Source organism: Pseudomonas oryzihabitans, assembly GCF_001518815.1.
Taxonomy (GTDB): Bacteria; Pseudomonadota; Gammaproteobacteria; order Pseudomonadales; family Pseudomonadaceae; genus Chryseomonas; species Chryseomonas oryzihabitans_E.
The window spans coordinates 4,345,078-4,367,993 of the sequence record NZ_CP013987.1; the positions used below are offsets into that span (position 1 = coordinate 4,345,078).

General features: G+C 67.1%; 22 protein-coding genes and 1 riboswitch. Of the genes, 10 read left to right on the top strand and 12 right to left on the bottom strand.

Features of this window, described 5'->3' with window-relative positions; genetic code table 11:
* Nucleotides 1-65 precede the first annotated feature (65 nt).
* Nucleotides 66-1,229, top strand: coding sequence for a C4-dicarboxylate ABC transporter (locus APT59_RS19765; RefSeq protein WP_059316423.1), 1,164 nt, complete (start codon nt 66-68; stop codon nt 1,227-1,229).
* Here the strand turns inward: APT59_RS19765 and APT59_RS19770 are convergent.
* Nucleotides 1,226-3,118, bottom strand: a complete 1,893-nt coding sequence (locus tag APT59_RS19770; RefSeq protein WP_059316424.1) for a sigma-54-dependent Fis family transcriptional regulator — start codon at nt 3,116-3,118, stop codon at nt 1,226-1,228. The two genes, APT59_RS19765 and APT59_RS19770, sit on opposite strands and share 4 nt — an antisense overlap.
* A 247-nt stretch (nt 3,119-3,365) precedes the next feature.
* Here APT59_RS19770 and APT59_RS19775 point away from each other — a divergent pair, with 247 nt between their 5' ends.
* The 6 genes from APT59_RS19775 (at nt 3,366) to APT59_RS19800 (ending at nt 9,843) form a co-directional block, all read left to right on the top strand.
* A complete protein-coding gene (locus APT59_RS19775; protein WP_059316425.1) occupies nt 3,366-4,886 on the top strand; it encodes an aldehyde dehydrogenase family protein in 1,521 nt (506 codons plus the stop codon).
* A gap of 185 nt (nt 4,887-5,071) precedes the next feature.
* Nucleotides 5,072-6,103, top strand: a complete 1,032-nt coding sequence (gene adhP / locus APT59_RS19780; protein ID WP_059316426.1) for an alcohol dehydrogenase AdhP — start codon at nt 5,072-5,074, stop codon at nt 6,101-6,103.
* Nucleotides 6,104-6,278: 175 nt separating this feature from the next.
* Complete coding sequence (locus APT59_RS19785) at nt 6,279-6,926, top strand: DedA family protein (RefSeq protein ID WP_059316427.1); 648 nt, start codon at nt 6,279-6,281, stop codon at nt 6,924-6,926.
* A 4-nt stretch (nt 6,927-6,930) separates the two neighbouring features.
* Nucleotides 6,931-7,767, top strand: a complete 837-nt coding sequence (locus APT59_RS19790) for a zinc-dependent peptidase (protein ID WP_059316428.1) — start codon at nt 6,931-6,933, stop codon at nt 7,765-7,767.
* Nucleotides 7,768-7,818: 51 nt separating this feature from the next.
* Nucleotides 7,819-8,346, top strand: coding sequence for an inorganic diphosphatase (ppa, locus tag APT59_RS19795; protein ID WP_007161198.1), 528 nt, complete (start codon nt 7,819-7,821; stop codon nt 8,344-8,346).
* Between the two features lie 438 nt (nt 8,347-8,784).
* Nucleotides 8,785-9,843, top strand: a complete 1,059-nt coding sequence (locus APT59_RS19800; RefSeq protein WP_059316429.1) for a DUF748 domain-containing protein — start codon at nt 8,785-8,787, stop codon at nt 9,841-9,843.
* A 286-nt stretch (nt 9,844-10,129) separates the two neighbouring features.
* Here APT59_RS19800 and ilvA read toward each other — a convergent pair whose 3' ends face one another.
* Entirely contained in the window at nt 10,130-11,671 is a 1,542-nt protein-coding gene (gene ilvA, locus APT59_RS19805; protein ID WP_059316430.1) for a threonine ammonia-lyase, biosynthetic, read from the bottom strand.
* Between the two features lie 272 nt (nt 11,672-11,943).
* Here ilvA and APT59_RS19810 point away from each other — a divergent pair, with 272 nt between their 5' ends.
* From APT59_RS19810 to dxs, 3 genes are all read left to right on the top strand, one after another.
* The gene (locus APT59_RS19810; RefSeq protein ID WP_059316431.1) at nt 11,944-12,186 is read left to right on the top strand and encodes an exodeoxyribonuclease VII small subunit; all 243 of its coding nucleotides are present in this window, start codon (nt 11,944-11,946) and stop codon (nt 12,184-12,186) included.
* Complete coding sequence (locus APT59_RS19815; RefSeq protein WP_059316432.1) at nt 12,183-13,061, top strand: polyprenyl synthetase family protein; 879 nt, start codon at nt 12,183-12,185, stop codon at nt 13,059-13,061. Before APT59_RS19810 ends, APT59_RS19815 begins: the two co-directional genes overlap by 4 nt.
* A gap of 150 nt (nt 13,062-13,211) precedes the next feature.
* Nucleotides 13,212-15,143 (top strand): 1-deoxy-D-xylulose-5-phosphate synthase, encoded by a 1,932-nt coding sequence (gene dxs / locus APT59_RS19820; RefSeq protein WP_059316433.1) that lies wholly within the window; start codon nt 13,212-13,214, stop codon nt 15,141-15,143.
* A gap of 33 nt (nt 15,144-15,176) precedes the next feature.
* Here the strand turns inward: dxs and ribA are convergent, their stop codons facing one another.
* From ribA to nrdR, 10 genes are all read right to left on the bottom strand, one after another.
* Nucleotides 15,177-15,800 (bottom strand): GTP cyclohydrolase II, encoded by a 624-nt coding sequence (ribA, locus tag APT59_RS19825; protein WP_059316434.1) that lies wholly within the window; start codon nt 15,798-15,800, stop codon nt 15,177-15,179.
* A gap of 95 nt (nt 15,801-15,895) precedes the next feature.
* The gene (locus tag APT59_RS19830; RefSeq protein ID WP_059316435.1) at nt 15,896-16,528 is read right to left on the bottom strand and encodes a retropepsin-like aspartic protease family protein; all 633 of its coding nucleotides are present in this window, start codon (nt 16,526-16,528) and stop codon (nt 15,896-15,898) included.
* Between the two features lie 27 nt (nt 16,529-16,555).
* Complete coding sequence (locus APT59_RS19835) at nt 16,556-17,065, bottom strand: phosphatidylglycerophosphatase A (RefSeq protein WP_059316436.1); 510 nt, start codon at nt 17,063-17,065, stop codon at nt 16,556-16,558.
* A gap of 22 nt (nt 17,066-17,087) precedes the next feature.
* Nucleotides 17,088-18,044, bottom strand: coding sequence for a thiamine-phosphate kinase (thiL, locus tag APT59_RS19840; RefSeq protein ID WP_059316437.1), 957 nt, complete (start codon nt 18,042-18,044; stop codon nt 17,088-17,090).
* 14 nt (nt 18,045-18,058) lie between these two features.
* Nucleotides 18,059-18,550: a transcription antitermination factor NusB gene (nusB, locus tag APT59_RS19845; protein WP_059316438.1), complete on the bottom strand. Its 492-nt coding sequence runs from the start codon at nt 18,548-18,550 to the stop codon at nt 18,059-18,061.
* On the bottom strand, nt 18,547-19,023 hold the full coding sequence (gene ribE / locus APT59_RS19850; RefSeq protein ID WP_007161209.1) for a 6,7-dimethyl-8-ribityllumazine synthase: 477 nt from the start codon (nt 19,021-19,023) through the stop codon (nt 18,547-18,549). Before ribE ends, nusB begins: the two co-directional genes overlap by 4 nt.
* Nucleotides 19,024-19,132: 109 nt before the next feature.
* Nucleotides 19,133-20,170, bottom strand: coding sequence for a bifunctional 3,4-dihydroxy-2-butanone-4-phosphate synthase/GTP cyclohydrolase II (gene ribBA, locus APT59_RS19855; RefSeq protein ID WP_420480528.1), 1,038 nt, complete (start codon nt 20,168-20,170; stop codon nt 19,133-19,135).
* Between the two features lie 61 nt (nt 20,171-20,231).
* On the bottom strand, nt 20,232-20,894 hold the full coding sequence (locus APT59_RS19860) for a riboflavin synthase (protein WP_059316440.1): 663 nt from the start codon (nt 20,892-20,894) through the stop codon (nt 20,232-20,234).
* A 142-nt stretch (nt 20,895-21,036) separates the two neighbouring features.
* A riboswitch (FMN riboswitch) is annotated at nt 21,037-21,196 on the bottom strand.
* A 56-nt stretch (nt 21,197-21,252) separates the two neighbouring features.
* A complete protein-coding gene (ribD, locus tag APT59_RS19865; protein WP_059316441.1) occupies nt 21,253-22,377 on the bottom strand; it encodes a bifunctional diaminohydroxyphosphoribosylaminopyrimidine deaminase/5-amino-6-(5-phosphoribosylamino)uracil reductase RibD in 1,125 nt (374 codons plus the stop codon).
* A complete protein-coding gene (gene nrdR, locus APT59_RS19870; protein WP_007161213.1) occupies nt 22,374-22,844 on the bottom strand; it encodes a transcriptional regulator NrdR in 471 nt (156 codons plus the stop codon). Before nrdR ends, ribD begins: the two co-directional genes overlap by 4 nt.
* Between the last annotated feature and the right edge of the window lie 72 nt (nt 22,845-22,916).

Consider the following 22,916-nt stretch of genomic DNA (forward strand, 5'->3'; position numbering starts at 1 on the left):
TCATTCATTTTTAATGATAAGCGAGCAGGCTTAGCCTGAAGGCCATCTCTTTCAGGAGCCCTGCCATGCCGCTTTTCACCGTCGTCCCCGAGCAGGTACTCAGACCCTTCAGCCAGCTCGACCGCCCACTGGAGGTCATCCGCCAGTTCACGCCCAACTGGTTCGCCGTGACCATGGGCACGGGCATCCTGGCGCTCGCGCTGGCAGCCTTCCCCCTGCCGCTTCCCGGCCTGCATGCCATCGCCGAAGGCCTCTGGCTGCTCGATGTCCTGCTGTTCAGCCTGTTCACCGGGCTCTATGCCGCCCGCTGGCTGCTGTTCTACCAGGAAGCCCGCGAGATCTTCGCCCACGCCACGGTTTCCATGTTCCTGGGCACCATCCCCATGGGCCTGGCCACGCTGATCAACGGCCTATTGCTGTTCGGCCTGCCGCGCTGGGGTGAGGCGGTGCTGCCCTTGGCGCTCGGCCTCTGGTGGCTGGATGCGGCCATGGCGCTGGCCTGCGGGGTGCTGATTCCCTATCTGATGTTTACCCGCCAGGCGCATCGCATCGACCAGATGACCGCCGTCTGGCTGTTGCCGGTGGTGGCAGCGGAGGTGGCGGCGGCCAGTGGTGGCCTGCTGGTGCCGCACCTGGCTGTCAGCGAGCAATTCAGCGTGCTCGTCGCCAGCTATGTGCTCTGGGCCTATTCGGTGCCCGTCGCCTTGAGCCTGCTGGTGATCCTGCTCTTGCGCCTGGCGCTGCACAAGCTGCCGCCGGCCAGCATGGCCGCGTCGAGCTGGCTGGCGCTGGGACCGATCGCCACCGGCGCCCTGGGCCTGCTGGTACTGGGCGCCGATGCACCGACAGTGTTTGCCGCCCATGGCTTGGCCGGAATTGGCGAGATCGCCCAGGGCCTGGGCCTGTTGGGCGCGGTACTGCTCTGGGGACTGGGGCTCTGGTGGCTGGCGCTGGCTGTGCTAGTGACCCAGCGCCATGCCCGTGAGGGCATGCCCTTCAACCTGAGCTGGTGGAGCTTCACCTTTCCCCTGGGTGTCTATGCCCTGACCACCCTGCGCCTGGGGGAAGCCCTGGCGGCGCCCTTCTTCACCGGTCTGAGCGCCGTGCTGGTGGTGCTGCTGGCCCTGCTATGGGCCCTGGTCGCCAGCCGCACCCTGGCAGGCGCCTACCGGGGCAGTCTATTCGTCTCGCCCTGCATCGCCCACCTCTGTGCCAAGGCGGAGCGCTAATCCTGCGGGCGCTGCAAGCCGTGCTGATGCAACCAGCGATAAAGGGTGTTGCGACTCACCCCCAGGCGCTTGGCCGCGCGAGTCATCTGCCAGTGGCAGTCGTCCAGCACCCCACGCAGCTCCTCCCGGGCGCTGTCGACCGGCGCCACGCTGGATGGAACGGAGAGCCGGGCACCACGGCACTCCGCCGGTAGCTCGTCCAGGCCGATATGGCCGTCTTCGCTCAGGGCTACCAGGGTGCGCAACACGGTACGCAACTGGCGGACGTTGCCAGGCCAGGGCTGGGCGAGCAGACAGGCACGCGCCGCCGGATCGAGACGGATCGACTCGCCGCGGGCTTCCTCGGCCAGCAGCAGATCGAGCAGTTCGCCGCGATCACTGCGCTCACGCAGGGCTGGCAGGGTCACCACCAGGCCGCGCAGCCGATAGTAGAGGTCTTCGCGAAAGCTGCCGGCCGCCACCAGGGCCTCCAGATCACGGTGGCTGGCGCTGACCAGGCGCAGGTCCAGGGCGCGGGGCGCGCCGCCGCCGAGGGGCACCACCTGACGCTCTTCCAGCACCCTGAGCAAACGTGTCTGCAGCGCCAGGGGCATGTCGCCGATCTCGTCGAGAAAGAGGATGCCGCCATCGGCCTGCTGCAGCTTGCCGGCCATGCCTTCCTTGCGCGCCCCGGTGAAGCTGCCGCCACGATAGCCAAACAGCTCGCTCTCGATCAGGGTTTCCGGGATGGCCGCGCAGTTGAGGGCGACGAAGGCCTGACCGGCGCGGCTGCTGGCGCGGTGCAGGGCGCTGGCGAAGGCTTCCTTGCCGGTGCCGGTCTCGCCATGCAGCAGCACCGGTACATCGCGCTCCAGGACCTTGAGCGCCCGGGTGAAATCCCGCGCCAGGGCCGGATCGGCCAGACAGATACCGCTGGGCACGGGCGTCTTGGGCACCGCTACCGGGGTGACCGGGCGCACCTGGGGACCGCGTACCAGACCGTGGAAGCCCTGCCCCTGGCGACCACGCAGTGCCCAGCAAGCGCTGGGTTGCGGGCGGGCGCGCTCCAACAGGTCGTCCAGCCGTAGCTCGAACAGGGCCTCCATCCGCTGCCCCAACACCGCACTACGCGCCAGGCCGAGCAACATCAGCGCGGTTTCGTTGGCGGCCTGGACGCGACCTTCGTCGTCGAAGGCCAGCAGCCCTTCGCTGAGCAGGCCGACATAGGCCGCCTGGGCATGGAAGCGCAGCAGGTAACCAGCGGCGTAACGGTCGAGGAAATAGCAGCTCTCGATCAGCTTGGCCGAAAGATTGACCAGCGCCATGGTGTGGAACTGGCCCTGGCGCGAGGACTCCTGGCGGGCCGTGGAGACATCCAGCACTGCCAGCAGCTCGCCCGCCGGATCGAAGACCGGGCTGGCCGAGCAGGTCAGCTGGGTATGGCGGCTGCGAAAGTGTTCGTCGCGATGGATGGTCAGCGCCTGGCGCTCCACCACGCAGGTGCCGATGCCGTTGGTGCCTTCGCAGGCCTCGCTCCAGTCGGCGCCCAGCCACAGTCCGGCCTGCTGGAAGGTCTCGCGCTCGGCCTCGGCGGTCACGCAATCGAGGATCAGCCCGCGGGCATCGGTGAGCAGCACAGCATGGCCGGCGCCGCCCAGCTGCTGGTGCAGGGAATTCATCTGGCCGCGGGCGATCTGCAAGACCCGCTGCTGGCGCTGGCGGTGCTCGTCGAAGCGGGCGCGCTCCAGCACCCAGGGCGCTACGCGCGCGGCCGGGTCGAGCTGGTGTTCGTCGAGACAGCGCCGCCAGGAGCGGGCGATGGCCGGATCGCTGGCCGGGCCGTCAGGGACAGCGCCGCGGGCGAGTTCGAGCACCTGGCTGGCATGACGATCGGACGGGGTGGCGGCCATTGTCGTTGTCCTCCGCGGGGGCGTCTGCGCGGCCACCAGCATAGGCCAAATCGGTTGGACTGCGCACTCTGTCACCCTCAGGTGACAGGCTGTCACGCCAAGGGGTGACACCTCTGTCACAGTGACAGGTGACGGCACTCCCTGGAAAAGTCCACAAGGCCGCATCCACGCGGGTTCGCTCGACTTGGCCCGCGCCTTGCTCAGGATCGGAGCGCCGCTTCATACAAGAACAAACAGGAGACCCACCATGCGCTACGCAGCTCCCGGCACCCAAGACGCCCTGCTGACCCTGCAGGCCCGCTACGGCAACTACATCGGTGGCGAATTCGTCGCCCCGGTGAAAGGCCAGTACTTCACCAACACCTCCCCGGTGAACGGCTCGGTGATCGGTGAATTCCCCCGCTCCGACGCCGCCGACATCGAGCGCGCCCTGGACGCCGCCCACGCCGCCGCCGATGCCTGGGGCCGCACCTCGGTGCAGGACCGCTCGCTGATCCTGCTCAAGATCGCCGACCGCATCGAACAGAATCTGGAAAAACTGGCCGTCGCCGAGACCTGGGACAACGGCAAGGCGGTGCGCGAGACGCTCAACGCCGACGTGCCCCTGGCCGCCGATCACTTCCGCTACTTCGCCGGCTGCATCCGCGCCCAGGAAGGCAGCGCCGCCGAGATCAACGACAACACCGCCAGCTATCACTTCCACGAGCCGCTGGGCGTGGTCGGCCAGATCATCCCCTGGAACTTCCCGCTGCTGATGGCCGCCTGGAAGCTGGCCCCGGCGCTGGCCGCTGGCAACTGCGTGGTGCTCAAGCCCGCCGAGCAGACGCCGCTGTCCATTACCCTGTTCGCCGAGATCGTCGGCGACCTGCTGCCGCCCGGCGTGCTCAACGTGGTGCAGGGCTATGGCAAGGAAGCCGGCGAGGCGCTGGCCACCAGCACCCGTATCGCCAAGATCGCCTTTACCGGCTCCACCCCGGTGGGTTCGCACATCCTCTCCTGCGCGGCCAAGAACATCATTCCCAGCACCGTGGAGCTGGGCGGCAAGTCGCCCAACATCTACTTCGAAGACATCATGCAGGCCGAGCCGAGCTTCATCGAGAAGGCCGCGGAAGGTCTGGTGCTGGGCTTCTTCAACCAGGGCGAGGTCTGCACCTGCCCGTCCCGCGCCCTGGTGCAGGAATCCATCTACGCCCCCTTCATGGAAGCGGTGATGAAGAAGATCGCCCAGATCAAGCGCGGCGATCCGCTGGATACCGAGACCATGGTCGGTGCCCAGGCTTCCCAGCAGCAGTTCGAGAAGATCGTCTCCTACCTGGAGATCGCCCGCGAGGAAGGCGCCGAGTTCCTCACCGGCGGCAACGTCGAGAAACTGCAGGGCGAACTAGCTAGCGGCTATTACATCCAGCCGACCCTGCTCAAGGGCCACAACAAGATGCGCGTCTTCCAGGAAGAGATCTTCGGCCCGGTGATCGGGGTGACCACCTTCAAGGACGAAGCCGAGGCCCTGGCCATCGCCAACGACACCGAGTTCGGACTCGGCGCCGGCGTCTGGACCCGCGACATCAATCGCGCCTACCGCATGGGTCGCGGCATCAAGGCCGGTCGCGTCTGGACCAACTGCTACCACCTCTACCCCGCCCACGCTGCCTTCGGCGGCTACAAGAAATCCGGCGTCGGCCGTGAAACCCACAAGATGATGCTCGACCACTACCAGCAGACCAAGAACCTGCTGGTCAGCTACGACATCAATCCGCTGGGCTTCTTCTAAAGCGACGCCTGGATCGCGCGCCTCAGCAGGAAGTCGAGGCGCGCCTCCCACCTGACCTGGATCAACACCCACTCCCCGTGGGTGGCCGACGCTAGAGGCAACGGCCGCCCGCGGTGGACAGGTGTGTCCCGGCGCAGGCCCCGTCTGGCTTCATCCACGCATCATGCATCCATGAGGGACTCGTCATGCCTAAAACAATGAAAGCCGCTGTCGTCACCGCCTTTGGCAAACCCCTGGAATTCCGCGAAGTCGAGGTGCCTACCCCAGGCGCCGGCCAGGTACTGGTCAAGATCGCCGCCAGTGGCGTCTGCCACACCGATCTGCATGCCGCCCAGGGCGACTGGCCGGTCAAGCCCAATCCGCCCTTCATCCCCGGTCACGAAGGCGTCGGTCATGTGGTGGCGGTGGGCGCCGGGGTCACCCATGTCAAGGAAGGCGACCGGGTCGGGGTGCCCTGGCTGTATTCCACCTGTGGCCATTGCGAGCACTGCCTGGGTGGCTGGGAGACCCTCTGTGAATCCCAGCAGAACACCGGCTACTCGGTGAACGGCGGCTTCGCCGAATACACCCTGGCCGATGCCGGCTACGTCGGCCGCCTGCCGGACAACGTCGGCTTCGTCGAGATCGCGCCCATCCTCTGCGCCGGGGTCACCGTCTACAAGGGCCTGAAGATGACCGACACCAAGCCGGGCAACTGGGTGGTGATCTCCGGTATCGGCGGCCTGGGCCACATGGCGGTGCAGTACGCCCGGGCCATGGGCCTGAACGTGGCGGCGGTGGATGTGGACGACAAGAAGCTCGACCTCGCCCGCCGACTGGGCGCCGAGGTCACGGTCAATGCCCGCGAGCAGGACCCGGCGGCCTACCTGAAGAAGGAGATCGGCGGTGCCCACGGCGCCCTGGTCACGGCGGTCTCGCCCAAGGCCTTCGAGCAGGCCATCGGCATGACCCGTCGCGGTGGCACCATTGCCCTCAACGGCCTGCCGCCGGGTGACTTCCCGCTGTCGATCTTCGACATGGTGCTCAACGGCACCACGGTGCGCGGTTCCATCGTCGGCACCCGCCTGGACCTGCAGGAGGCCCTGGACTTCGCCGGCGAAGGCAAGGTCAAGGCCACGGTGAGCGCCGAGCCGCTGGAGAACATCAACGACATCTTCGCCCGCATGCATGAAGGCGGCATCGAGGGTCGAGTGGTGATCGACATGGCGCTGAGCTGAGAACCGGTCCAACAGTCCCGCGCCCATCTAGGCGCGGGACTGAACCTTTGCCCTACCGTGACCTCTGAGCGGCTGGCGTTTTTTCCCGGCGCCGATCTCGACCAGGCCACAAACGCTGGCCCCGGCTGCCCTTATAATCGCCGCCGGACCCTCGCACCTACGGTAGGCACGCCCCATGGAATTCAACCCGATCGACCTGATCCTGCACCTCGACATCTATCTCAGCGGGTTGGTAGCCCAGTACGGCACCTGGATCTACGTCATCCTCTTCGCCGTGATCTTCTGCGAGACGGGCCTGGTGGTCATGCCCTTCCTGCCCGGCGACTCCCTGCTGTTCATCGCCGGTGCCATTTCCGCCCTGGGCGACATGGATCCCTATCTGCTGGCCGGCCTGCTGATGTTCGCCGCAGTGGCGGGCGACAGCACCAACTACCTGATCGGCCGCTTCGCCGGCGACAAGCTGTTCAGCAACCCCGACTCCAAGGTATTCCGCCGCGACTACCTGCTGCGCACCCAGGCCTTCTACGAGCACCACGGTGGCAAGACCATCACCCTGGCGCGCTTCCTGCCCATCATCCGTACCTTCGCCCCCTTCGTCGCTGGCGTCGGGCGCATGCACTACCCCTACTTCCTTGCCTACAGCGTGCTCGGTTCGCTGTTGTGGGTCGGCGGCCTGGTGAGCCTGGGCTACTTCTTCGGCAACGTGCCCTTCATCAAGCAGAACCTCACCGTCATGGTCCTGGCCATCATCGGCATCTCTCTGCTGCCGATGATCCTCGGCCTGATCAAGAGTCGTCGCGCCGCGGTCCAGAGCGGGGCCTGAGTCCTTGGGCTTCTGGCGCGCCTGGCGCGAGCGGCGCCTGCTGGAGCGGGTCGCCATCGCCGATGACCTCTGGGCGCGCCTGCGCCAGCGCCTGCCGATCCTCGATGGCCTGAGCGAGGAGGAAGACACCTGGCTGCGCGAGCACTGCGTGCTGTTCCTCGCCGAGAAGCGCCTCACCCTGCTCCAGGGCCTGGCACTGGACGACGGCGACCGGCTGCTGCTGGCCGCCCAGGCGCTCTTGCCGCTGCTGCACCTGCCGGAAGCGGCGCTCTACCCCAATGTCCGCGAGATCGTCGTCTACCCGGACGCCTTCGTCAGCCCGCAGCGCCATCGCGACGAGGGCGGCCTGGAACACGAGTGGGACGAGGAACGCGACGGCGAGGCCTGGGACCGCGGCCAGGTGGTGCTGGCCTGGCCCGGCATCCAGGCCAGTGGCGGCTGGGAGGCCTACAACCTGCTCATCCACGAATTCGCCCACCTCATCGACCTGCTCGCCGGTGGCCTGTGCAATGGCCAGCCGCCGCTGCACGAAGGCATGCCGCAGGCCGCCTGGACCAGCGCCTTGCAGACCGCCTACGACGACCTCAATCGCCAGCTCGATGCCGATCCGGACGCGCAGACCGTCCTCGATCCCTATGCGGCGGAAAGCCCCGAGGAATTCTTCGCCGTCGCCTGCGAGTACTTCTTCAGCGCCCCCGACCTGCTCAGCGAGCACTACCCGGCGGTCTACGCACAGCTGCAGCAACTGTTCCGCCAGGACCCGCGCAGCCGTCTCGCCGCCAGCCTGGCGAGCGTGCAACACCCGACAACCCCGGGGTCCGAGGCTCGAACCCCGATCTGAAAGCGCCTATACTCCCGGCCACTTTTCCCAACCGACCAGAGGGACCCGTTCATGAGCTACAGCAAGATTCCCGCCGGCAAAGACCTGCCGAACGACATCTACGTCGCCATCGAGATTCCGGCCAACCACGCGCCGATCAAGTACGAGATCGACAAGGACAGCGACGCCCTCTTCGTCGACCGCTTCATGGCCACCCCCATGTTCTACCCGGCCAACTACGGCTACATCCCCAACACCCTGGCCGACGATGGCGATCCCCTGGACGTGCTGGTCGTGACCCCCTACCCGGTCGCGCCCGGCGCCGTGATCCGCGCCCGTCCGGTCGGCGTGCTGCACATGACCGACGAAGCCGGTGGTGATGCCAAGCTGATCGCCGTCCCCCACGACAAGCTGAGCGTCCTGTACAAGGACGTGAAGGAATACACCGACCTGCCAGCCCTGCTGCTGGAGCAGATCAAGCACTTCTTCGAGAACTACAAGGATCTGGAGAAGGGCAAGTGGGTCAAGGTCGAAGGCTGGGGCGACGCCGACGCCGCCCGCGCCGAGATCACCAAGGCCGTGGCCGCCTACAAGGGCTGATCCGCGCTCCTTTCGAAAAGCCCGGCTCGCCGGGCTTTTCTGTTTCCGGACGTCACACCAGCCATTCCGGACTTCCTATCCGGCGGCAAAGCGACTACTCTGCACCCCTCGTCGCCATCCGCGACCCTGCGCCGATCCGCCATCTGCCGATCGCCGCCCGAGGCCCAGGCCTCTTTCTCATCTGCCCGGCAAGGGCAACCCGGGCGGGCCGGGCTCACCAAAAATCAGCTCAACCCGCCCTCGAAAGCCGGCCACAAGCCGGCTTTTTTGCGCCTGTCGTTCAAGCCCGGGCCGTGTAGTGCGGTGGGGCGCCGGCCGCCAAGCAGAGCCGCTCGCGACATTTAGATCAGCTTGAGTCAACGGGCCAGGCGCAGCCGAAAGAAACTCAGACCCGCTCTGCAGGGTCGACCGGGAACGAGTCCGCCCTGAGCTGCCATCATGTCCCGTCGTCTGCGTTTGCCTCTTTTCATCCTTATCGGCCTGGTCGTCGTGCTGCTGTGCCTGCACCTGGCCGCCCCCCTGGTGATCCGCCACTACCTCAACGAGAAGCTGGCGGACATGGGCGACTATCGTGGCCAGATCGCCGACGTGGACCTGGCCTGGTGGCGCGGCGCCTATCGCATCGAAGGACTGGAGATCGTCAAGGTCAACAAGGTGCCGGTGCCCTTTCTCAAAGCGCCCAGCATCGATATCGCGGTGAGCTGGCGTTCGCTGTGGCAGGACCATGCCATCGTCGGGCGCATCCTCTTCGATCGCCCCGAACTCAATTTCGTCGACGGCGGTGCACGCAAGGAGCAGTCGCAGACCGGTGAAGGCACCGACTGGCAGGACCAGGTGGACAAGCTGATCTCCATCACCCTCGACGAGGTACGGGTGGTGAATGGGCGGGTGACCTTCCGCAACTTCAACTCCAAGCCCCAGGTGAACCTGGCGGCCACCGACGTCAACGCCAGCCTCTACAACCTGACCAACGCCGCCGACGCCCAGGGCGAACGCATCGCCCACTTCGAAGGCAAGGCCGCCATCCTCGGCAGCGCCCCCCTGGAAGCCAGCGCCCGCTTCGATCCCTTCAAGGATTTCACCGACTTCGATTTCCGCCTGAGAGTCACCGACATCGACCTGCCCAAACTCAACGATTTCGCTCGCGCCTATGGCAAGTTCGATTTCCGTGCCGGTAGCGGCGACGTGGTGGTGGAGGCTAAGGCGGTGGACGGCCGGCTCAGTGGCTACGTCAAGCCGCTGATGAAGAACGTCGATATCTTCGACTGGCAGCAGGACGTCGAGAACCGCAACAAGAACGCCCTGGAAAGCGCCTGGGAAGCCGTGGTGGGCACCGCCCAGACCCTGCTCAAGAACCAGCCCCGCGACCAGTTCGCCACCCGGGTGGATCTCTCAGGCAGCGTGAAGAACCAGGACATCAGTCCGCTACAGGCTTTCTTCAACATCCTGCGCAACGCCTTCGTCCAGGCCTTCAGTGCGCGGTATGACGCGGATTGACGCTCTCGTAGGTTGGCGCTGAGCACAGCGAAGCCCAACAGCTAATTTCTGACGTCTGGCCGCCCTCACCCCAGCCCTCTCCCGGAGGGAGAGGGGGCGATTGGACTCCGTAGCGTGGAAAACGGCGCAGCCTTTTCCACTGACGGGCTCCAGTGCCCGTTACAGACTATCGCGGCCATGGGCCGCTCCTACAGCCATGGATGAACCCGTAGGAGCGGCCCATGGCCGCGATCAATGCAGAGCGGCCGCATCGACGGACTGCCATGCTGCGGTCCTGAAAACCCAATCACCCGATAAACAACCGATACGCCGGATTCTCGGTCTCGTCCCAGTAGCGATAGCCGATGGCATCCAGGGTCGCCAGCAGCTCGCCCCGCTCGGCATCACTGGCTTCCAGTGCGGCGAATACCCGCCCATCCGCCGCGCCGTGATTGCGGTAGTGGAACATGCTGATGTTCCAGCGTCCGCCCAGGCGGTCGAGGAAGTCGAACAGCGCCCTGGGCCGCTCGGGGAATTCGAAGCGGAACACCTGCTCCTCACCGACCCGTGCCGCGTGGCCACCCACGGTGTGGCGGATATGCAACTTGGCCAGTTCGTTGTCGGTCAGGTCCAGCACCGGGAAGCCCTGGTCGCGCAGGCCCTGGATGAGGGCGTCACGCGGATCGCGCTGCGGATGGGTCTGGACGCCAACGAAGATGTGGGCTTCCTGGCCGGTGTGGTACCGGTAGTTGAATTCGGTGATCTGCCGCCGGCCCAGCGCCTCGCAGAAGGCGCGAAAGCTCCCTGGCCGCTCGGGAATGGTCACGGCGATGATGGCTTCGCGCTGCTCGCCCAGCTCCGCGCGTTCGGCCACATGCCGCAGGCGGTCGAAGTTGATGTTGGCGCCGGAATCGATGGCCACCAGCACCTGGCCGCCACTGCCCGCGCGCTCGGCGTATTTCTTGATCCCCGCTACGCCCAAGGCACCCGAGGGCTCGGTGATGGAGCGGGTATCGTCGTAGATGTCCTTGATCGCCGCGCAGATCTCATCGCTGTTCACGGTGATCACTTCGTCCACGTAGCGCCGGCAGACCTCGAAGGTATGGTGGCCGATCTGGGCCACGGCCACGCCATCGGCGAACAGCCCCACGCGTGGCAGGACCACCCGCTCACCGGCGGCCATGGCCTGCTGCAGGCAGTTGGAGTCGTCCGGCTCGACGCCGATGACCCGGATCTCGGGACGCAAATATTTCACATAGGCGGCGATACCGGCGATCAGACCACCACCGCCCACGGGGACGAAGATGGCGTCCAGGCGCCCGGGATGCTGGCGCAGGATCTCCATGGCCACGGTGCCCTGGCCGGCGATGACGTCGGGATCGTCGTAGGGCGGCACGAAGGTGTAGCCCTGCTCCTCGACCAGGCGTAGCGCCTCGGCCAGGGCCTCGGGAAAGGCGTCGCCGTGCAGTACCACCTCACCGCCACGGGACTGCACGCCGATGACCTTGAGCTCGGGGGTGGTACGCGGCATGACGATGATCGCCCGCACGCCCAGCTCACGGGCCGCCAGGGACAGGCCCTGGGCATGGTTGCCGGCGCTGGCGGTGATCACCCCACGGGCCTTCTCGCTGGCCGAGAGGCTGGCCAGTTTGGTGTAGGCGCCACGGATCTTGAAGGAAAACACCGGCTGCAGGTCTTCGCGCTTGAGCAGCACCTGGCAGCCCAGCCGTTCGGACAGCGCCCGCGCCGGTTGCAGGGGCGTTTCGATCGCCACGTCGTAGACGGGGGCTTCGAGGATCTTGCGGGCATAGCGCTGCAAGAGAGCGGTGGCGGGTTCCTGGGCGGTCATGGTGGGCTCCTGGGGTGTTTCGTCGGGGCCCAGGAGTCAGAAAGTACAAACCCGCCTCTTGGGCGGGTCTGGTTGCGCAGCTAACGCTGTCCCGCCATCAGGTAATGGCGGTAATAATGCTGGAGCGTTGGGGGCTGCGCGTATTCATGACCGCTACCCTAGGGCGTCGACGAGCACCGCGTCAAGCAGCGCTACCAAGTGTGGCAAAATTGCTACCCTGCTCCGCCCTTTGCTACCTTCCCGCGATCCGATCGCGTCTGCCGAGAATCCCGATGGCCCGCAAGAAAGCTCCCGACTTCGAACAATCCCTGGCCGAACTGCAGACCCTGGTGGAACGCCTGGAAAGCGGCGAGCTGTCCCTGGAGGACTCCCTCGGCGCCTTCGAACAGGGCATCCGCCTGACTCGTGAATGCCAGGGCGCCCTGGCGCAGGCCGAGCAGAAGGTGCAGATCCTGCTGGAAAAGGATGGCGAACTCACGGCCGCCCCCTTCGCTCCGGCCGGGGACGACGCATGATCGAGGCCTACCAGCAACGCTGCCAGACCCGCGTCGATACCGCCCTCGCTCCCCTCTTCAGCGCACCCCGCGCCGAACTCGCCCGGCTCTATGCCGCCATGGCCTATAGCGTCATGGGTGGCGGCAAGCGAGTACGGCCACTGCTGGTCTACGCCGCCTGCGAAGCCCTGGGGGGCGATCCGGCGCGCGCCGACCAGGCGGCCTGCGCGGTGGAGCTGATCCACGCCTATTCCCTCGTCCACGACGACCTGCCGGCCATGGACGACGACGACCTGCGCCGCGGCCGACCCACTACCCACAAGGCCTATGACGAGGCCTGCGCCATCCTCGCGGGCGACGGCCTGCAGACCCTGGCTTTCGAGACGCTGCTGGCGGCGCCCCAGGCTGCCGCCGTGCGACTGGAGATGGTCGCCGTGCTGGCCCGCGCCAGTGGCCCGGCGGGCATGGTCGGTGGCCAGGCCATCGATCTGGAATCGGTCGGCCGGCGTATCGACCAGCCGGCGCTGGAAACCATGCACCTGCACAAGACCGGTGCCCTGATCGCCGCCAGCGTCCAGCTCGGCGCCCTGGCCAGCGAAGCCGCCGGCCCTACCGAGCGCGACGCCCTCGCCCGCTATGCCGAGGCCATCGGCCTGGCCTTTCAGGTGTGGGACGACGTGCTCGACATCGAGAGCGATACGGAAACCCTCGGCAAGCGCCAGGGCGCCGACCTCGCCCGCGACAAACCGACCTACCCGGCGCTGCTTGGCCTGGACGCCGCCAAGGCCTATGCCCTGGAGCTACGCGACACCGCCCTGGCCGCCATAGAGCCGCTGGGCGAGCCCGCCGAACCCCTGCGCGCCCTGGCCAGCTATATCGTGGAACGACGTAGCTAGACGCGCTCCAGCGGAAAAACTCGCGACCCGAGCCGCATTTGCCCCCGGGTCCGTTGTCACAGGGGCATAACAAGACGCCCTGCCCGCTGTTGGGATGCCACGCGGGCATCGGGTAAACTGCCTAATTCTCTGCGCAAAGTGATCAGCCAGATGCCCAAGACGTTTCACGAGATTCCCCGCCAGCGTCCCGCGACGCCCCTGCTCGACCGCATCGACTCGCCGGTGCAGCTGCGCCAGCTCGATGACGCCGAGCTGGAAGCCGTCGCCGACGAACTGCGCGCCTTTCTCCTGTGGACCGTGGGCCAGACCGGCGGTCACTTCGGCGCCGGCCTGGGCGTCATCGAACTGACCGTGGCCCTGCATTACGTCTTCAACACCCCGGAAGACCGGCTGGTGTGGGACGTGGGCCACCAGGCCTATCCGCACAAGATCCTCACCGGTCGTCGCGAAGGCATGGCCAGCCTGCGCCAGAAGGACGGCCTGGCCGCCTTCCCGCGCCGCAGCGAGAGCGAATACGACACCTTTGGCGTCGGTCACTCCAGCACCTCCATCGGTGCCGCCCTGGGCATGGCCATCGCCGCCCAGTTGCAGGGCATCGAGCGCAAGTCGGTCGCGGTGATCGGCGACGGCGCCCTGACCGCGGGCATGGCCTTCGAGGCACTCAACCACGCCTCGGACACCGGCGCCAACATGCTGGTGGTGCTCAACGACAACGACATGTCCATCTCGCGCAACGTTGGCGGGCTGTCCAATTACCTGGCGCGGCTGCTCTCCAGCCGCACCTACCAGCACCTGCGCGAGAACGGCAAGAAGGCCCTCTCCAAGCTGCCCGGTGCCTGGGAAATCGCCCGCCGCACCGAAGAAGCCGCCAAGGGCATGCTGGTACCCGGCACCCTGTTCGAGGAGCTGGGCTGGAACTACATCGGCCCCATCGACGGCCATGACCTGCCGACCCTGGTCACCACCCTGCGCAACCTGCGCGATGCCAAGGGTCCGCAGTTCCTCCATGTGATCACCCGCAAGGGCAAGGGCCTGTCCATCGCCGAGGCCGATCCCATCGGCTATCACGCCATCACCAAGCTGGAGCCGCTGGACGCCAAGCCCAAGCGCCCGGGTGCGCCCAAGTACTCCAACATCTTTGGCGACTGGCTGTGCGACATGGCCGCCGCCGATTCCAAGCTGGTGGGCATCACCCCGGCGATGAAGGAAGGCTCCGACCTGATCCGCTTCGCCGAACGCTATCCCGAGCGCTATTTCGACGTAGCCATCGCCGAGCAGCATGCGGTAACCCTGGCCGCAGGGCTGGCCTGCGACGGCATGAAGCCGGTGGTCGCCATCTATTCCACCTTCCTGCAGCGCGGCTATGACCAGCTGATCCACGACGTGGCGGTGCAGAACCTGGACGTGCTCTTCGCCATCGACCGCGCCGGTCTGGTGGGCGAAGACGGCCCTACCCACGCCGGCAGCTTCGACCTGTCCTACCTGCGCTGCATCCCCGGCATGGTGATCATGGCGCCCAGCGACGAGAACGAGCTGCGCCGCCTGCTTACCACCGGCTATCGCCACCAGGGTCCGGCTGCGGTGCGTTATCCCCGTGGCAGCGGCCCCAACGCCGCCCTCGATCCGGGCCTGGAACCCCTGCCTATCGGTAAAGGCGTGGTGCGTCGCCAAACCAGCCTGAAGAGCGGCCCCAAGGTCGGCTTCCTGGTCTTTGGCGTGCAACTGGCCGAAGCCCTGCAGGTCGCCGAGCGTCTGGACGCCAGCGTGGCCGACATGAGATTCGTCAAGCCGCTGGACGAGGCGCTGATCCGCCAGTTCGCCGCCGACCACGACCTGTTGGTCACCGTCGAGGAAAACAGCGTCATGGGTGGCGCCGGCAGTGCGGTCAACGAGTTCCTGCAGGCCAACGCCCTGCTCCGGCCGGTACTCAACCTGGGCCTGCCGGATAGCTACATCGAACACGCCAAGCCGGCTGACATGCTGGCCGAATGCGGCCTCGACGAGGCGGGCATCGAACGCTCAGTACGCGAGCGTCTGGCCCTGGCGGACCTGGCACCGACCGGTCTGCGCAAGGAAGCCTGAGCGCAGCCTGCCGCTGGCCAGTAAAAAGGCGCCCTAGGGCGCCTTTTCCATGTCTTCGTTTTGGTGCAGATTACCGAGCATGTGACCCAGCTTGCCGGCCTTGGTCAGCAGATAGCGGCGGTTGTGCGGATTGAGCCCCTCTTGCAGAGGCACCCGCTCGGCTACGGGAACCCCCAAGGCTTCCAACGCCTTCACCTTGCGCGGATTGTTGGTCATCAACCGCAGCGAGGTGATGCCCAGGTGGTCGAGCATCGGCTTGCACAGGGCATAGGTGCGCTGGTCGGCGCCAAAGCCCAGACGTTCGTTGGCTTCCACCGTATCGGCCCCGGCATCCTGCAGCTCATAGGCGCGGATCTTGTTGAGCAGGCCGATACCACGCCCTTCCTGGCGCAGATAGAGCAGCACGCCACGGCCCGCCTCGGCGATGGCACGCAACGCCGCTTCCAGCTGGAAGCCACAGTCACATCTCAGGCTGAACAGCGCATCGCCGGTCAGGCATTCGGAATGCAGCCGTCCCAGCACCGGCTCGCCGTCGGCCACGTCGCCGAAGGTCAGGGCGACATGCTCCTTGCCATCGGTCTCATCGAGAAAACCGTGCATGGTGAACAGGCCGAAGGGGGTGGGCAGTTGGGAGGCGGCGACAAAGACGACGGACACCTGCAGGCTCCTGACGGGGAAAGACGTACATTGTAACCTTTTCCCCGGGTCCGGCGTCATCGCCAGGGGTTATGACGTCGATACCCAATGATCTATCAGCGCGCCTGGACGTAGAAGATGCCCTGGGCCTCGCGCCAGCCGACCCGGTTGAGGAAACTCATGCCCAGCAGACCCTGGCTGGGGTAGTTGCCCTCCAGCACCATGGCCTCCACCCCGACGACCTCCACATCGCCCAGGCGCACCTGCGTGAGCGTGGTACGCCAGGCGCGGGCATGGCCACTGGCGGTCTCCACCCATCCCGGCGTGCCGTCACGGTAGCGGATCCCCAGCTGGTCGGCCTGGGCGCCGCTCAGGGCCACGCTGGTGGCGCCGGTATCCACCAGCAGGGATACCGGCCGGCCGTTGACGTTGGCGGTGACCTGATAGTGACCGTTGTTGCTGCGTGGCACGCTGAATTCGCGGCGCTGCGGCGCGCTGTAGCCATCGCTGTATTCGCGATCGAGACCAAAGGCCTGGGTCCGGCCCTCGATGCGCAGCACCGCCTGCTGGGAATCCGCGCTGACCACCTCGACCTCGTCCAGCCGCTGCCCGACCTTGAGCAGCTTGCGCTGGCCATTGACGTTGATCACCGCCGCGCCGTTGAACAACCCCACGACCCTGACCTGGGGCTGCGCCCAGGCGAGCGTACCGACGGCCCAGATGAGGCCGCACGCGCCCAGTCTTTTCACTGCCCTGCTCCTTGGGCCTGCGTCTCGTCAGCCGACGAGATGACCCCAACCGATATGTAGTCCCTGAACCACCAGCCAGGCGAGGATGCCGGCCAGTACATCGTCGACCATGATGCCGACGCCGCCGCGGACATTGACATCCAGCCAGCGGATTGGCCAGGGCTTGCAGATGTCTAGCACGCGGAAGGCGACGAAACCCACCACCAGCCAGATCAACCCCGGGGGCGCCAGCCAGAAGGTGATCCAGATGCCGACCATCTCGTCCCAGACGATGCCCTCGTGGTCGTGCACGCCCAGCTCCCGGGCAACCTTGCCGCACAACCAGCAACCGAACAGGGTGAGGGCCACCAACAACAACGGATAGCTCCAGCCAGTGAGCAGCTGCCACAGCGGCACGAAGGGCAAGGCGATCAGCGATCCCCAGGTACCGGGTGCCTTGGGCAGGGTGCCGGAACCCAGGCCAAAGGCCAGGAAGTGCCAGGGATCACGCCAGACCGACAGGGGGACCGGCTGGGCGGGGGCTTGGTGTTCGCTCAAGGAAGGACTCCGCTCGAAGGCGCTAGAAGTGTTGGAAACCGGTCTGCGCCAGCGTCATGGGCTGACCGTCGGCGGCGAGGACAGCAACACCGCTGCCCGTTTCGACCCGACCGATCACCTGCGCCTGGGGCCAGGCGACGGCCAGGGCCGGGGCCTGCTCGGGCGGCAGGGTGAAGACCAGCAGATAGTCATCGCCCGCACCCAGCGCCAGGCGCAGCACCTCGTCGGCCGGAAACAGCTCGGCCAACGCCGGGCTCACCGGCAGCCGCGCGGCCTCCACCACCAGTCGCACGCCAGAGGCCGCGGCGATATGCCCGCAATCGGCCACCAGGCCGTCGGAGACATCCTGGGCCGCCGTCGCCCTGCCCCGCAGCCAGAGGCCGAGTTCGAATTGCGGTTGGGGCGCCCAGTAGCGAGCCAGCAGGTGCCGACTGGCGGCGCCCTCTGGAGCACGCTGGCCGAGAACGAAGGGCAAGGCGCCGCCTGCCTCGCCGGGCGCGCCGCCCAGGCACAGCAGATCGCCCGGCCGGGCGCCGCTGCGCAGCAGCGCCTGACCAGCTGGAACCCGACCGAAGACCGTGAGGGTGAGGGACAATGGACCGCGGGTGGTATCACCCCCGACCAGGCGCAGGTCGCACCGCTCGGCCATCTGGGCGAGTCCTGCGGCGAGGCCTTCCAGCCAGCTCGGTTCGACCACCGGCAGGGTCAGCGCCAGGGTGAAGCCCAAAGGCGCCGCACCCATGGCGGCCAGGTCGCTGGCGCTCACCGCCAGGGCGCGCTGCCCGAGGCCGAAGGCGTCCGGGCAGGGATCGGGGAAGTGCACCCCGGCGGTCAGGGTGTCGGTGGATACCGCCAGCTGCTCACCCGGAGCAGGTGCCAGTAACGCGCAGTCGTCACCGATCCCCAGGGCCACGCCCGGACCGCCGCGCGCGCAGGGCGCCGCGGCGAAATAGCGACGGATGAGTTCGAATTCACCCATGCCGACGTGGGCGATCAGCGCTTGCCGCGCAACTCGGCGCTGCGCAGCTTGGGCGCCAGCTTGTCCAGCACGCCGTTGACGAACTTGTGGCCGTCGGTGGCGCCGAAGATCTTGGCCATCTCGATGCCCTCGTTGATCACCACGCGATAGGGCACGTCGATGCGCTTGAGCAGTTCGTAGCAGGACAGCCGCAGCACGGCGAGTTCGACCGGGTCCACCTCGTCCATGGCACGGTCCAGGCAGGGCAGGATCAGGCCATCGATCTCGCTCTTGTTGGCCGGGACGCCATGGAGGACTTCATGGAAGTAGGCGCCGTCGACCTTGGCGAAGTCGTTGTCGACGCGAAACTGCGCCTCGATCTCGTTGATCGCCTGGCCCGCCATGTGCCACTGGTACAGGGCCTGGACCGACAGGCTGCGCGCTTCGCGGCGAGCAGCCAGTTTGCCGGTGGGGGCCTTCTTGCCCGCGGGCTTGCCGGCCGCGGGCGGAGTCAGATCGCCGCTCACTTGGCCTCCAGCTGCGCCAGCAGGCTGACCATTTCCAGAGCGGACAGGGCCGCTTCGGCGCCCTTGTTGCCGGCCTTGGTGCCGGAGCGCTCGATGGCCTGCTCGATGGAGTCGACGGTCAGGACGCCGAAGGACACCGGGACGCCGAATTCCATGGAGACTTGGGCCAGACCCTTGGTGCATTCGCCGGCCACGTATTCGAAGTGGGGCGTGCCGCCACGGATGACCGCGCCGAGGGCGATGATGGCGTCGAATTCGTCGCGCTGGGCGATTTTCTGCACGGCCAGCGGGATCTCGAAGGCGCCGGGGACGCGGATGATGGTCAGGTCGTCCGGCTTGATGCCGTGGCGCACCAGGGCGTCGATGGCGCCTTGCAGCAAGCTCTCGACGACGAAGCTGTTGAAGCGGCCGACCACCAGGGCGAAACGGCCCTGGGGAGCGATGAAGGTGCCTTCAAAGGTCTTGATGTTCATGTGCGGGTCCAGTTGTCAAAGAGCCGGACGGCCGGCAACTGCCAGGCCGTCCGTGGAAATCCAGGTGAAGCGCGCCGCACCACCCGGGCGGGCGCGCCAGGCGGAAGGGTCATTCTTCAGGAGGCAGATAGTCTACTACTTCCAGGTCGAAGCCGGATATGGCGTTGAACTTCATCGGCGAGCTGAGCAGCCGCATCTGACGAATGCCCAGGTCGCGCAGGATCTGCGAACCGGCACCGACGGTGCTGTAGGTGGACAGCGCCTTGGGCGCCGGGCGCGGCTCGCGCAGATGCGCCAGCAGGTCGTCGCCTTCCAGCGAGTGCCCCAGCAGCAGCACCACGCCAGCGCCTTCGCGAGCGACCCGCTCCATGGCGCTGCGCAGGCTCCAGCGACCCGGCTGGTGGACCTGCAGCAGGTCGCGCAGCGGGTCCATGTTGTGCACCCGCACCAGTGGCAGCTCCTGGCTGGCCAGGTCACCGCGGATCAGCGCCAGATGGACGTCGCCCTCCACCTCATCGCGGTAGGTCACCAGCTTGAAGGGGCCGAGTTCGGTATCGAGCTGCTGCTCGTCGATGCGCTTGACGGTGTGCTCGTGAAGCAGGCGGTAGTGGATCAGATCGGCGATGGTGCCGACCTTGAGGCCGTGCTGCTCGGCGAAGGTCTCGAGTTCGTCGCGACGGGCCATGGTGCCGTCGTCGTTCATCACCTCGCAGATCACGCCGCTCTCGGCGAAGCCGGCCATGCGCGCCAGGTCGCAGGCGGCCTCGGTGTGGCCGGCGCGGGCCAGCACGCCACCGGGCTGGGCCATCAGCGGGAACATGTGGCCAGGGCTGACCACGTCGCCGGCCTTGGCGTCCTTGGCGATGGCGGCCTGCACGGTGCGCGCCCGGTCAGCGGCGGAGATGCCGGTGCTGATGCCCTCGGCGGCCTCGATGGAGACGGTGAACTTGGTGCCGAAGCCGGAGGCGTTGCGGCTGGCCATCATCGGCAGACTGAGGCGTTCGCAGAGGCCCTTGCTCATGGGCATGCAGATCAGGCCGCGGGCATGGCGGGCCATGAAGTTGATGTGTTCGGCGGTGACGCATTCGGAGGCGATGATGATGTCGCCTTCGTTCTCGCGGTCCTCGTCGTCCATGAGGATGACCATCTTGCCCGCGCGGATGTCCTGGATGATGTCTTCGATGCTGGAAAGTGCCACGGTGTCGTCCTTAGCGCTGCAGATAGCCGTGTTCGGCGAGGAAGTTTTCGGTGACGCCGCCCTTGCTGGACTCGGCGGCCTTGTCGCCCAGCAACAGGCGTTCCAGGTAGCGGGCCAGGAGGTCAACCTCCAGGTTCACCCGCCGACCGGCGCGGTAGTCGGCCATGATGGTCTCGCCGAGGGTATGGGGGACGATGGTCAGCTCGAACTCGGCGCCGTCCACCGCGTTCACCGTGAGGCTGACGCCATCCACGGTGATGGATCCCTTTAGGGCGATGTAACGGGCCAGCTCGGCCGGGGCGCGCAGACGGAATTGCACGGCACGGGCGTTATCGGCGCGGGAAACCACTTCGCCGAGGCCGTCCACGTGGCCGCTGACCAGGTGGCCGCCGAGACGGCTGGTGGGCATCAGCGCCTTTTCCAGGTTGACCCGGCTGCCAGGCTTGAGCCCGCCCAGGCTGGTAAGGCTCAGGGTCTCGCGGCTGACGTCGGCCCAGAAGCCGTCGCCAGGCAACTCCACGGCGGTGAGGCAGACCCCGTTGACGGCGATGCTGTCGCCGAGCTTGACGTCGGCAAGGTCGAGCTTGCCGGTGGCGACATAGAGGCGCACGTCTCCGCCCTTGGGCGTGAGGGCGCGGATCTCGCCGAGGGCTTCGATGATTCCGGTAAACATCAGCTCAGGCCTCCAAGAGGCGGAGCCGAAACGGCGGTGCAGCTAGACATCGACGAACTCCTGTTTCGGTGAAAAAACAGGGCGTACGGACAGAAGGGAAATCAGACGGACGAGGGGCTCGCACCCCTGCCAGGCGAGGCTATCCCGTTCTCTCTCATCCGGACTATGACCGTCGGCCCCGGAATCCAACCAGGTCTGCTGACCTCCCCCGCCGCAGAGGGCAAGGGAGCGCTCGCGGGCTCGTCCCGAGTCGATCGGGCATTACCGCCGGTGGGGAATTACACCCCGCCCTGAGAACTCGCTACCCGCAGGCAGCGCAGGTTTTGTAACACAGTTCGCCGCCAGGGGGCCAGGGGCGTCAGGCACCCCGGACAGGTCGGGCGATCAGGTGCATGTCCGCGCCCACCAGCGTGGCGCTGAGGATTTCCAACTGCGGTGCCTCGGCCAGGTGCTCCAGCGGCCAGTCCAGCAGCGGCCGGGCACTGGAGCCGAGGAACTTGGGCGCCAGGAACAGATGGTATTCATCGACCAGCCCGGCCTGGGCGAAGGCACCGGCGAGGCGCGGCCCGCCTTCCACCAGGACGTCGTTGACCTGCTCGCCGCCCAATCGGGTCAGCAGGGCGGCCAGATCGACCTGGCCCTGGGCGCCAGGCAACTCCAGGTAGTCGTGACCAGCAGCGGCATAGGCGGGCGCCTCGGCGGCCATACCGGCCACTCGCGCCGCGCCGGCCTGGAAGAACGGGGCCGTGAGCGGCACCCGGCCGCGGCCGTCCACCAGCAGCCGCTGCGGCGTGCGCAGGGTGGCCAGCTCCAGTTCGTCACCGCTCAGGCCCAGCTCGGCCTGGCGCACGGTCAGGCGGGCGCCGTCGGCCAGCACGGTATCGGCGCCGGTGATCACCACGCCCGCTTCGGCGCGTAGCCGCTGGACACTCTGGCGCGCCAGCGGCCCGGTGATCCACTGGCTCTCGCCATTGGCCATGGCGGTGCGACCGTCCAGACTCAGCGCCAGCTTGACCCGCACGAAGGGCCGCCCGGTCAGCATGCGCTGGATGAAGCCGGCATTGAGCGCGCGGGCCTCGGCTTCCAGCACCCCGGCGCGGGTGGCAATGCCAGCGGCGGCGAGACGGGCGAGGCCACGGCCGGCCACCAGCGGATTGGGATCGGTCATGGCTGCCACCACCTCGGCCACGCCAGCCGCGACCAGGGCGTCGGCGCAGGGCGGTGTGCGGCCATGGTGGCTGCAGGGTTCCAGGGTCACATAGGCGGTGGCGCCGCGCGCGGCCTCCCCTGCCTGGCGCAGGGCATGCACCTCGGCATGGGGACCGCCGGCCTGGCGGTGCCAGCCCTCGCCCACTATCCGGCCATCCCGGACGATGACGCAGCCCACCCGGGGATTGGGCGCAGTGCTGTAGCGGCCGAGCGCCGCCAGTGCCAGGGCGCGGGCCATCCAGAATTCGTCATTCATCTCGTTGGCAGCGCTCATACCGGCTGCTTGCCCGGATCCTGGGCCAGTCGCTCGATCTCGTCGCGAAACTCGGCCAGGTCCTGGAATTGCCGATAGACCGAGGCGAAGCGGATATAGGCCACCTGGTCCAACTTGCGCAACTCGTCCATCACCAGTTCGCCCACCACCCGCGAACGGATCTCCCGCTCGCCGGTGGCGCGCAGCCGGTGCTTGATCAGGGCGATGGCCTCTTCCAGGCGCTCGACGCTGACCGGGCGCTTTTCCAGGGCGCGCTGCATGCCGGCGCGCAACTTGTCTTCGTCGAAGGGCTGGCGGGTCCCGTCCTGCTTGATCAGCCGCGGCAGGACCAGCTCGGCGGTTTCGAAAGTGGTGAAGCGTTCCTGGCAGGCCAGACATTCACGCCGCCTGCGCACCTGCTCGCCGGCCGCAACCAGCCGGGAATCCGTGACCTTGGTGTCGTGGGCGCCGCAGAAGGGACAATGCATGGGAGAGTCGACCGCCGGAAGGGAAAGCCCTCATGGTACCCGATCACCCCTCGCCGGGAACCTCCGGGTACC